The organism is Eubacterium sp. AF34-35BH (assembly GCF_003477765.1).
Taxonomy (GTDB): domain Bacteria; phylum Bacillota; class Clostridia; order Lachnospirales; family Lachnospiraceae; genus Eubacterium_G.
In genome coordinates, this window is sequence record NZ_QUDZ01000002.1 from 100,687 (window position 1) to 112,899 (window position 12,213).

Sequence of the window (12,213 nt, forward strand, 5' to 3'; positions counted from 1 at the left end):
AGACAACAACTTTTTATTTTAATTTTGCGACAATCTCAATCGAAAATTAGGAAAGCTGATTTAAGCTGGTGGTTGCTCATAAGTTGTATAATCAAAATACTCTTGAAATATCAATAACCATCTGCTACTATAATATTACAAAAGGTACTACCGATAGACGGTTAGTCCTGATTGTTTTGGTTAAAAAAGTAACCGCCACTATTTTCAGGCTAGATGGCGGTTACTTTTTATATTATCTGACAGCAGTGCTCTACGAAATAGCCAGTGGGGATATGAATGAGCTTGACTGTCACGTGGAGTGTATATTTTTGAATCAATTCTCATGTCTTCATAAATATCTCTTAATTTTTAATATGATTATAAAATTTTAATAAAATCCTAAATCTGCTGATGTTACACCCACGTTATATGATAACATGATTTGTTCAAACACAGTCAACGCTAATCTTGCTGATGTAGTAGTTAATTTTTCTGCAGTATCTTCCAATGTGTATGACATGTTTGTATCATAAAAGATTACAGCTGACTCTTCATCCATTAACAGTTTGTACATTATACCATTACCATAATACTGTGAATCTCCATCATAAAAAGTAACACTGCATGTACTGTCGCTTACACTTTCAATATCGAAATATACCATAATGTTCATATTAGATCTATCATATCCACTTAAATTATTTATCCTAATAATATCTGTGCTTGGATAATATTTAACCTGTGTATATACACACATATTAGTGCTTTCATTAATTGCATCTAAATAATAATATGAGCCGTTTGAATCACTACTATACTTGCCGTATTTTTTGCAGGCATTTGCTATTTTCTGTTTTACCGAAGTCTTTGTATATGTAACAACAGGTTTCTTATTATTCGCTTTTTTGACACTTTTTTGTTTAACAGTAATTTTGCATTTTAGTTTCTTATTTCCAACTTTCGCAGTAATAGTTGCCTTGCCGGCTTTCTTACCTTTGACTTTTCCTTTGCTACTTACTGTTGCAACTTTCTTGTTAGAAGATGACCATTTAACTTTTTTTCTATTACCTTTTACCTTAAGTTTAACAGTTTTTCCAACATAAATTGTTGCTGATTTTTTGTTTAGTTTTGGTTTTTGTGCTGCATTTGTATTTGTTGTTGGGATTAATATAAGTGACATCACTATTGCAACTACAAATACTGATAATTTCTTCATGTACTTCTCCATAAGCTTTTTCTCCTTTTCACTTATTCTAAAGTAGTATATCTGGCTCGTCTAACATACTACTTCTTGCACTTACTTGTGCCCATTTCATTACCATATATATTACTTTAGAATCTTTTTATAATACGTTTCCGATAACGTAATTATATCACAGCACTATATACCATTTTTTCTCAAACTGACCTCTTGTTCTCTCTTATATTCTATTTTTTAACTTTTCTTGTTTTAGACCAACGGCTATGAATTTTTCTTCCATTAACTATAGCGTAGGTTCTTATTTTAAATAAATAAGTTCCTTTGGATTTCAGCCTGCTTACATCAGCCGTCATTCCTGTAGCACCTTTTTTCTTTTTGCTCTTTTTTATGTTTTTAATTGTTTTCACTTTTTTAAATTTTCCTTGGGTGCCTTTTCTCATATACACCTCAACGCCTTTGCTGTTGTCTTTTATTACTCCCCATGACAAAATCCATATGGTTTTGCTTTTTCTTAAAGTTAATTTAGGCTTTTTAGGCACGCCTCTAACATATGTTGACCAAATGACTGACCAGGTTACTTTATTATTTTTTCCAGTTGCCTGTATTGTGTAAAAATATGTTTTACCAGGTTTTACCTTTGAATCAATAAATATGTTGCTTTTTGTTTTTCCGATTAATTTGAACTGACCATCTTTTTGTGCTTTGTATATTTTGTAACTATTGCCATTCTTTATTTTTTTCCATGACAATTTCACAGAATGGTAATTCAGTTCTTTTACACTTTTTATTTTGAATTTGCCCGATGGTGTAATATCAAATGGTGCTTTAGTAGTTTCAGTATTATTTCTGCCTGATGTTGTCTGGTTTCCTGGCTTCTTACCTGTGGTAGCACTAACAGGTGTTATCTGACTTTCTGCATTTTTATCCGTAGTTGTAACTACTGGTGTTGTCTGACTTTCTGTAAACTCTACATTTTTATCTGTAGTCGTAATTTCAGGTGTAGTCTGGCTTTCTATATTTTCTGTTGTACTTATATTAGATGTTCTATTTTCAGTTGTTACAGTTGGCTTAACTGATGTATTATCTTTAGTTGTAGATGTTTCCGATTCACCGGATTCTGTCGCTCCTGTTGATATATTACTTTTTGTCTCTGTTGTTCCTGTTGATACATCACTGCTTGTCTCTGTTGTACTATCTGTCACTCCTGTTGTTCCATCACTGTTAGTCCCTGTTGTTGTAGCCGATGTTTCTGTTTCTCCATCATTGTTTTCATAATCTAAATCTATGCTTATAAAATCTATTCCGTTTTCTTTTGCGTAAGTCTCTGCTGTAGAATCTTTAAAACCGTATATTGTTTTTAAATTTACTGGCATATTTTCTTTAGCGATTTCAATGTTTGGATTTTTAATTGTCATTGTTGTTAATGACGTGCACTCATCAAACGCTTTTCCAGCGATTTTTGTTACTTTACTTGGTATTGTAATTTCTTTTAATTTTGAATCACCTCTAAAAGCACCGTATTCTATTCTTTCAATACTTTCAGGTAAATAAATTTCCTCTAAATTAGTATAGTTTTTGAATCCTCCTTCCTCTATTGCAGTTATATCACCACATACAATAACTTTTTTTGAATTACAGGATATTTACGTATCTATTACCCCCTCATTATTTATAATAGAAAGTTCATCACCGAAAATAACATAATTTATACTATCCGAAGGAGTAGATGCAGCGCTAAGTTTAATTTTTTCTACATTCTCACCTGTATATTGCCATATTTTACATCTTTTGTTGCCATAAGCTTTTTCTATTGTTTCAGGCCACTGCTGTGGCATTTTAGACGGTTGACTAACACCTGTTAATACTACTTTAATATTGTTACATCCATAAAAAGCATAATCACTTATGGTTCCTGCTTCGTAATTTGTATAACTTTTCGTGTAAGTACATAACAACATATACACACTCTCAAGACTTGTGCAATTAAAAAAAGCATAATCATCTACTGTCTTTAGCCAGCGCGGTAGAATTATTTCTTTCAATGCAGTACAGTTTGCAAAGGAGTTCTTCCCGATTGTTTCCAAATGATTTGGCAATTCAACCTCTACAACTTTTGTATAATTTTTGAATATTTCGTCAGGAACATTTTTAATATCTTTCTCAAGAACAATTCTTATTGTTTTATCCTCCAAATGTGCATCCTGCAAATCCTGAAACTGGTTAATATCTATGTACCCACTACCTGTAATTCGTAATGTTCCGTCTTTTTCTAACTGAAAATATGCTGTAGGTCCACACTGACCTGATATTTTATTTTCTTTTGCCTTTACCAAGCTATTAGGTAGTGCATATGTAACAACCATACATACAATAAGCAGATAAGATATCATTTTCCTATTTTTCAATATTTTCATCTGTTCTTTACACGATGTATTCTTAAAATACAACCGCCTTCTCCCTTCTTTTAATAATAAAGAATGTCGCTTGCGACATTCTACGCAACCAATGCATGCCCGTCCGCAACTATTTTCTTTTCACGCCAGAGTATATCCCTAGTGGAACGTTTATTTATGGAATAAGAAATTCCGGAGAAATTTCTTATTCCATAAATAAAAAGCAATTCTGTATCATTATTCCTTTAAGTTAAGTCTACGAATTGCTTTCTAAGTAAATTTATTTAATTAAAACTTTTTACATTAAATCTTTGTTATACACTGCTCTTTCTCCGCCAATGAATTTTGGTCTAACTCTTGCAGCAAGAACGTTTGCTTCACCGATTTTGTTATGTTCTAACTTAACAGGAACGGCAACCTTCTTAATGTGCATGCCGATAAGTGTTCCACCTATGTCAATTCCTGCATCAGCTCTGATTTCTTCAACTGCAACAGGATTTGCAAATGTTTTGTATGCAGTTGTTCCAAAAGAACCACCTGCCTTTGGTTGAGGCACAACATTAACTATGTCTGAAAAAGGTACTGCATCTCTCTCAACGATAATTGCTCTGTTAAGATGCTCGCAACATTGGGCTGCTAAATATATGCCCTTTTCCTGTAAAACCTGATAAATTCCCTTAAATACAGCCTGTGCCACTTCAAGGTTTGAATTAGTTCCAATTTTGTCTCCGCAAATCTCACTTGATGAACAGCCTACTACGAAAATCTGTCCCTTTGTAAGTCCTGCTTTTTCGACAATCTCTCTTGTAACTTCTTCTGCCTGTTTTGTAAGTTCAGTATACATTCTACGCCTCCTAAAGTTATAAAAAATAACTTTTTAATCTTAATATCTTTTTATATTTTATACCAATATTATATTATTTACAAATATATTTTCCTTTAATAAGAAAGTAACTCCATAATATTTTCAACATTTTCCATGTTTAATCTGCTATTTATAATTACTAAAACTTTTTATATGCTTAACAAACTGTTTCTAATTACACATTTTTATATCTGGTACTCCACAATATTTCTCCCTAACGTAAAAGCAAAGGTTGAAATAAATTCAACCTTTACCTTAAAGTTTTATAAAAATGGTTCTCACCATTGGGGGACTTTATCTACACGTATTTTTTAAGTAAGTTTGGAACTTTTGCGCCTTCTAAAACTCCGATTGCAATGTAACCAATTACTAAGCATGTTCCAGCCTGAATGGCGTTACTTGGAATTGAAGCTGCTGCTGCAAGTCCATATCCTAATATTGTGCTTTCATATAAGAAATAACCAAATACCATAATTAATTCTGCAACTACACCACTTACAATGTAAGCTACAACTTTGTTAATATTTGTTTTCTTAAATGCTGTAAAAATTAAATATGCAACAAGTGCCATTAAAAACTTAATGATAAATGTTCCCGGTACATAAGTTACATACTGTGCTAATAGATCAGCTAATGCTGAACCGATTCCAGCTGCAAGTGCTCCATAAACACCACCAATAAGCCATGCACTTAATAATACAATGGTATCTCCAATATTTATATAACCTTGAGTTCCAAATGTAGGATATCTGATAATTGAAGTTGCAACATAAACTAATGCCGCAAAAAGTGCTGTTAATACAATCTTTGATACTACTTTACTATTCATAATTTTCCTCCTAATGTAAGTAATTCATATATGGTTAATATGAATTTTATATCTGTTCTGATTATATCAGCATATGGTATCATTAATATAGTCATTTTATTAAAAACTTATAAGACCAGATTGTTATTGTCAAAACAACAATCCGGTCTTACTTTTATCTTATTCTTCACTATAAATAATTGCACACTTTACAGCTTTGTTCCAGCCCTTTAGTTTTTCCTGAACGTCTTCTTTACTCATCTGTGGAACAAACTCCTTATCTATTGACATGTTTCTTTTTATCTCTTCTTTGTTTTTCCAATAACCTGTGGCTAAACCTGCCAAATATGCTGCTCCCAGCCCTGTAGTTTCTATCACTGAAGGTCGCTTAACTTTCTTCTGGGAAATATCTGCCTGAAACTTCATTAACAGATTGTTAGCACAGGCACCGCCGTCTACTTTTATTGTATTAATTGGCTGTCCCATATACTGTTCCATTGCCTGTAATACATCGTTAGTCTGATATGCCAAAGACTCCAAAGTTGCCCTTACAAAATGTTCTCTGCTTGTACCTCTTGTTACTCCAACTACCATGCCTCTTGCATCCTGTTTCCAATATGGAGCACCCATCCCCGTAAATGCGGGAACTACATAGACACCGTTTGTATCCGGAACTTTTGAGGCAACATCCTCGCTCTCTGCTGCACTGTCAACCAAATGCATCTGGTCTCTAAGCCACTGAATCGCTGCCCCAGCCACAAATACACTGCCCTCTAAAGCATACTCAACTTTATCTGTTGATGCGGCTATTGTTGTGATTAATCCATTTTTTGATTTAACAATTTTGTCACCTGTGTTTGCAAGCAAAAAGCACCCTGTGCCATATGTATTTTTTACGTCACCTTTTTCAAAACAACACTGACCAAACAAAGCTGCCTGCTGGTCCCCTGCCACACCACTTATTGGGATTTTTGCATCTAATAGTTCCGCTGTTGTGTACCCGAAAATTCCACTTGACGGCATAACCTTTGGTAGCATTGATTTCGGTATATTTAACAGTTCAAGCAACTCTTCGTCCCACTTTAAATCATTGATATTATAAATCATGGTTCGACTTGCATTTGTATAGTCTGTTGCGTGAATTACACCGCCACTTAATTTCCACATAAGCCATGAGTCAATTGTTCCAAAAAGAAGCTCGCCTTTTTCAGCCTTCTCTCTCGCTCCTGCTACGTTATCAAGAATCCACTTAATTTTCGTTCCCGAAAAATAGGCATCAGGTACAAGTCCTGTTTTAATTTTTATTGTATCTGTCAGTCCATCTGCCACTAATTTATCCACAATGTCAGAAGTTCTTCTACACTGCCAGACAATTGCATTGTAAATTGGTTTCCCAGTGTTTTTGTCCCACACAACGGTTGTTTCTCTTTGATTTGTAATGCCTATTGCTTCAATGTCAGTTCCGTCAATTCCTGCCTCTCGCATTACCTCTCCCATTGTTAAAACCTGTGTCATCCAAATTTCTTCTGGGTTATGCTCAACCCAACCTGCCTTTGGAAATATCTGTTCGAATTCCTTATTTGCCTGACAAATTATATTGCCTCCTTTGTCAAATAAAATTGTTCTTGAGCTTGTTGTTCCCTGATCAAGCGCCATTATGTACTTTCCCATTTTGTCCTCCATGTATGTAATTTTATTCATTTATTTTCTATATTTTCATTATTTTCCGTACAATAATATCTCTTCTATTTTATCTTTTTTATGGCACTATTACAAGAAGTTTACAATATATCTGTGGTCAATCGAGTAGGCTGACTCCTACTCGATTGCAGATAGCAGGCATCTCAAAGCATAGCTTTTCGATGTTCTTACGCCTGACAAATGATATTTCGTGCAAGCACGATATCGCTTGTCAGGCTTTTGCTACAAAAAAAGACGCAACTTAATGCGCCTTTTTACTATTTCAATGTTGGATCAACTACTTTTCCAATAAAAAGTATTTCTCCTGTTTTGTTATTTTTTATTATGTAAGCAAACGGTCTGTCCAGCAGTATTTTATTTGAACACGTTCTAATTGATGTTGCTTTAGCAACAGCTGCAGTTACGGCGGCCGCTTTCGTTCCGTCAGTATTCATTTCAATGGCTGTGCTATGAATTATCTCATCCACATATTTGTTACTCGAATCTGCGTCATCAAACATTGGATTTAATGCAGGTATGTATTTGTTAAAAATTTCTTTTACTCCGGCACTTACTAATGAAGACTTTATATTATTCTTCCAGGCATATTCGAATTTCGGAATTCCTATTTGAACCTGATCTTTTTTCTTTTTCTTCAAAAGTTCCTCAATATTAAGGTTTTCCAGTTTAAAACTTCCTTTTGCTTTTGGCAATATACCAATAAATGAGTATTTCTTATCTTTTTCATAAGTTTTTTCAAAAGCTAATGCATAGTCATTTTCGTAATAACTATTGCTTTCCTCTTCCATCATTTCAACGTTTACTTTTTTTCCGTTAAATTTTTTAAATTTTTTGCTCTTAACATCTGATGTGTCAAATTTCCATGTCCACTTTCCGTTAAAAAGCGTTGCATTTAATATGTATGCATAGGCACTCTTGTCAATATTATCTATGATTTTATCAATCATGCCATCTGTGTTGTCATTCACCCATTTGTTAATTTGATCCGCCCCTGTATTGTCAAATGGAATTTCATTAGTTGTGGCATAGTAGTATTTTTTCACTGCATTTTCAAAAGTATCACTTAGTTTAATTCCACTTTTGTGCCATATTGAATTCGCTATTTTTAACGTGGAGTTATCTTTTGCGTCCATTATTTTTTTAGCATAATCGTTGTATTTATCTAATTTATTTCCGAGATATTTTTCGACTTCACTTTTGGGAGTTACATAAACCTGCTGGTTTCTTTCTACATTGCTAGGACAAAAAACATTTCCTTTTGCTCCATTAAGAACCATTCCAAGAGCCATGTTTATTGAAGTAGGACTTATTAATGTATTTTTATCAGAAGCATAGTAGTCATTAATAAATATGCCCTGCTTCAACTGAGAACCACCCACGCTCTCCCCCTTGATTTTCAATGGTTTCTTAACTTTTATTTTAATCTGGTATTTTGTCTTTTTGACTTTGGCTGTTACTGTTGTCTTACCTGTTTTTAACCCTGTCAAAATTCCCTGCTTAGAAACTTTTGCGACTTTTTTCTTTGAGCTTTTCCACTTGATTTTTTTTGCTTTCCCCATACCTTTAAAATAAAGCTGCTTTGTTTGATATACTCGTATGGTTTTAGTTTTTTTGCTACTTTTAGTTCCTGACTTGTAGAGATATATCTTATTCGTTTTGCTTCCCTTGTTTGCTGGGCATTTCGTTGTTGTAGTTTTCGTTTTGTTTCCCTTGTTTACAGGACATTTTGTTGTTGTAGTTTTCGTTTTGCTTCCCTTGTTTGCTAGGCATTTTGTTGTTGTAGTTTTGGCATTTACATTTTGATAGCCTACGTATGGCATTACAGTTAAAAGCATGCCTGCCACTATTATCATTGCCGTTATTTTTTTCATTGTTCTTTTCATACGATACCTCCTATTTGAATTTTACAGTATTTGATGCATACGTGCTGCTCTCTTTCACTGTTCCTTTAACCGTTTTCTTGTATCTGCTTATTTTCACAACCATTTTGTATTTTCCTTTTTTCTTCAATTTAAAAGTTTTATTTATAAAAGCTATATTGCTTTTTTTCGTTTCAACATATTTTTTACATACTTTAAATCCTTTTTTGTTTTTCCGTTTTATTATTACTTTTATTTTTGTTTTGTATGTATCTTTGTAGCTGTTCTCCGAAAAAATAACAATATTGCTTTTTCCTTTTTTGTCAATTCGAAAATCCCTGTTTAAAAGGATCTGACCTAAATGTTGTTTGGATTTAGTATTTGTTATGTCCTTGTTGGTAATATTAGCTGGGATGTATTTATTATTGTTACCGTCATTATTCTTGTCATTATTACCGTTGTTGTCAATGCCACCATTATTATTCTGGTCGCCATTTCCGTCATTATTAATATCACCACTATTATTGTCGTTACCACCAATGCCACTATTATTCTTGTCACTACCATTATTGTTATTAATGTTGCTGGCAGTTTTTTTGTCATTTTCCGACGGCACGACTTTTTCAACATTTAAAGGTATTGTTTTAACAACTTTTTTCTTATTGAAAATAAAACTTAATTTATACTGACCAGCTTCTTTTTTTAAAGGAATACTTGTATACTCTGTCTTCCCTTTTGGAATTTTGCTTTTATTAGAAGGTAGTTTGTACCTTTTGTTCTCACTGTCAGTTAGCATTATACCTTTTAACTGTATTGTTTTTGAATTCTTGTTTTTTATTCTTATAACAATTTCAGAAGTATTTGTGTCAACATAACTGTTTATTAGTTTTATTTTTATGGCATTGCTCTGTACTTTGCTAGTGCCTGCTTCTTTTGCTTTTACACTGTCAAATGAAAAAGTAAAAACAGTAGTAAATGCCAGCAAAAATATTATTAGTCCTGTAATTTTTTTCATTTTCGTGCCTCCAGTTCAGAAATAATGTTTATGACAAATTCTTCGTCTGCATCTGTTCCCTGTACCTCAACTGTGTGACAATATTTGTCATCAGTGTACATGGCAGTTATATTTTCAGCTCCAAAAGATATCAAAACTTCTTTGGCACCTACTGTTACAGTTTTCGTTTTTTCAGCTTTTGCTTTAATCTTAGCTGTGTCACTTACCAAACTTTCCGTATAACTAATCGTTCCACTGTCACTTACAAAATGTTGAACCGACAATTCTTCTGAAAAATACTCGCTTTCTTTTTTGTAACCGTCAGGGGTGCTACTTATCATCATTCTGCTTCCTTTTGCAACCTTACTATTATCATTTTCAGTTTGTGTAAAGTCCACATTGATAAAATTTTCAGTTTGTGTAACTACCATCTGCCACAAATTTATGTCAAAAGCTTTTACAAAAGTAACATTGACAACAACTAAACATAAAACGAAAGTTGCAATTTTTGAACAATATCTTGTACACCTTTCCATTATCATGTTTCCGCCAAACTTCTTCTGCGCCCTACTTATTCTTCTTATTTTCTTTTCAAATCTATAAGAAAAATTGTGCGTATTGATAATGTCAGAAATTTGCTCCATTGTCTCCTGATTATGTAAAACAAGTGCCTGTTTCAATACGTCATCATTTAGTTTCACTTTCATTCCTCCTCCAACATAGACTCCAACAATTTTCTTCCTTTAAAAAGTTGTTGCCTTACATTTGTTTCACTTAAACCTGTGATTTCAGCTATTTCTTTTCCCGAATATCCCATCACATACTTAAGTGTTAATAAAGACGAGTATTTGTACGGCATTTTCTCAATGGCAAATTTAACAACATTAACCATTTTCGCCTCTGAAACTCTCACTTTTTCCAGTTCAATGTCTGTGTCCTCATCTCTCTTTTTTCGTTTGTTGTATATTTTCATAGCTTCTCTTTTTGTAATTAACACCACAAAATTTTTCGTTTCACTGCTATATGTATCAGAAATTTTCGCTATGTTTTTTGCCACACGAAGAAACGCTTCCTGAACTGCATCTTCCGCATCTCTTTCATTTTGCAAAATTTCATAAGCTATGTAATATAGCAAATTTCTATACTTGTAATATACCTGTTCAAACTTGTCTTTTTGTTCTTCATCTACTAATGCTAAATATAGCGCTATCATTTATTCCTCCGTTTTTTGAAGCTTCTATACATAATAATCCTGCGTTTTTCTGAAATGTTTTTTTTTCAAAAAATTTTTCCATTTTTTTCCATTTGTTTTTTTCCATTTGTTTTTTTGTTTTTTCACTGTTTTAAAAAAATTTTAGGGTGGTTGAATGCAAAACTAACTTCTGGTTTGCTTTTTCCTTTTTCGTTTTCCAGAACTACTTTCTGGTTTTGCTTTTTCTGTTTTCTTTTTATAGAACTAACTTTTGGTTTTGTTTTTTCATTTTTGTTATGCAAAACTTACTTCACTTAAATGTATTATAACAGAAAATGCCGACCACTAATGAAAGATTTGTAATCTTACATTTATGGTCGACATATAGAATTTTTTACAAATATTTTTTTACAAATAATTTTTTATGGCACTTAATCTTCGTAATTAATGTAATTTAAAGGATCTATTGGATTTCCATCTTTTGCGATTGCAAAATAAATGTTGTCCCCTTCCTTTGAATAGTATCTTGTTGGTTCATTAACATACGCAATTGTCTGACCTGCTTCAACATAATCTCCTGCTGCGACTTCCGGATTAATAACCTGACCGTAAGTTGCAATGTAGCCGTTTCCGATCGCCTGATTTATGCAAATTCCCAATTCTTCATCTTCATCAAGAGTTGTCACAACCCCATCCGCTGCTGCTTTAATTGGCTCGCCTTTTTTGCTACCAATTACAATTCCCGGATTAGTTCTATATTCACCTAAAGTTGAAAAATACACTGTACTTTCCATATCATAAGGCATTACAATATTTCCCTGTACCGGCCACAACAACTGACTGTTTTTATTAAATTTCAGTTTTTTAATTTGAGCCGCAGCTTCAGATGACAAACCATACATGTATTCATCTTCTTTTACATTTGACTCTGTGTTGGCTTCAACTACCTGATTGTTTGCTACAATCTCGGTTTCACCTTCTGTACTTCCCCTATAAGTGCTATCATCAGCAACTCTGTCACCTTCAGTAGTTTCCTGAATTTTGTCCTGAGCTACCTTAACATTTTCCTCTGCCGTTGTCGCGTCATTGTTTGCTTCTCTTAAATTTACAACATTGTCCCTGCCTTTTTGACCAATGAAATATGTTCCACTTGCCACAGCCGTTAATGCTACAACACAAACAATAACTGCAGTTATAAATTTCTTATCCATACTTATCACC

At 33.2% G+C, this 12,213-nt stretch carries 11 protein-coding genes; all 11 read right to left on the reverse strand.

From position 1 onward, the window contains the following. Positions 1 to 367: 367 nt before the first annotated feature. Positions 368 to 1,207, reverse strand: a complete 840-nt coding sequence (locus tag DWZ69_RS02500; protein WP_117998411.1) for an Ig-like domain-containing protein — start codon at positions 1,205 to 1,207, stop codon at positions 368 to 370. Positions 1,208 to 1,407: 200 nt separating this feature from the next. Next, entirely contained in the window at positions 1,408 to 2,823 is a 1,416-nt protein-coding gene (locus tag DWZ69_RS02505; RefSeq protein ID WP_118436062.1) for a leucine-rich repeat protein, read from the reverse strand. Beyond that, on the reverse strand, positions 2,824 to 3,627 hold the full coding sequence (locus DWZ69_RS02510) for a leucine-rich repeat domain-containing protein (RefSeq protein WP_118436064.1): 804 nt from the start codon (positions 3,625 to 3,627) through the stop codon (positions 2,824 to 2,826). It abuts the gene before it with no gap. 244 nt (positions 3,628 to 3,871) lie between these two features. Next, entirely contained in the window at positions 3,872 to 4,417 is a 546-nt protein-coding gene (locus DWZ69_RS02515) for a TIGR01440 family protein (RefSeq protein ID WP_117998418.1), read from the reverse strand. 319 nt (positions 4,418 to 4,736) lie between these two features. Next, a complete protein-coding gene (locus tag DWZ69_RS02520; RefSeq protein WP_118436066.1) occupies positions 4,737 to 5,267 on the reverse strand; it encodes an ECF transporter S component in 531 nt (176 codons plus the stop codon). A 159-nt stretch (positions 5,268 to 5,426) separates the two neighbouring features. Continuing rightward, positions 5,427 to 6,917, reverse strand: a complete 1,491-nt coding sequence (glpK, locus tag DWZ69_RS02525; RefSeq protein WP_118436068.1) for a glycerol kinase GlpK — start codon at positions 6,915 to 6,917, stop codon at positions 5,427 to 5,429. Between the two features lie 287 nt (positions 6,918 to 7,204). Continuing rightward, positions 7,205 to 8,830 (reverse strand): serpin family protein, encoded by a 1,626-nt coding sequence (locus DWZ69_RS02530; protein ID WP_118436070.1) that lies wholly within the window; start codon positions 8,828 to 8,830, stop codon positions 7,205 to 7,207. A gap of 10 nt (positions 8,831 to 8,840) precedes the next feature. Further along, complete coding sequence (locus tag DWZ69_RS02535; protein WP_118436072.1) at positions 8,841 to 9,821, reverse strand: hypothetical protein; 981 nt, start codon at positions 9,819 to 9,821, stop codon at positions 8,841 to 8,843. Continuing rightward, positions 9,818 to 10,507 carry a hypothetical protein gene (locus tag DWZ69_RS02540; RefSeq protein ID WP_117998433.1) on the reverse strand — a complete coding sequence of 230 codons (690 nt, stop codon included), beginning with the start codon at positions 10,505 to 10,507 and terminating at the stop codon, positions 9,818 to 9,820. Before DWZ69_RS02540 ends, DWZ69_RS02535 begins: the two co-directional genes overlap by 4 nt. Further along, positions 10,504 to 11,013 (reverse strand): sigma-70 family RNA polymerase sigma factor, encoded by a 510-nt coding sequence (locus DWZ69_RS02545; RefSeq protein WP_118436074.1) that lies wholly within the window; start codon positions 11,011 to 11,013, stop codon positions 10,504 to 10,506. The genes DWZ69_RS02540 and DWZ69_RS02545 overlap by 4 nt, the downstream gene beginning before the upstream one ends. A gap of 410 nt (positions 11,014 to 11,423) precedes the next feature. Continuing rightward, on the reverse strand, positions 11,424 to 12,203 hold the full coding sequence (locus DWZ69_RS02550; protein ID WP_117998442.1) for a peptidoglycan DD-metalloendopeptidase family protein: 780 nt from the start codon (positions 12,201 to 12,203) through the stop codon (positions 11,424 to 11,426). Between the last annotated feature and the right edge of the window lie 10 nt (positions 12,204 to 12,213).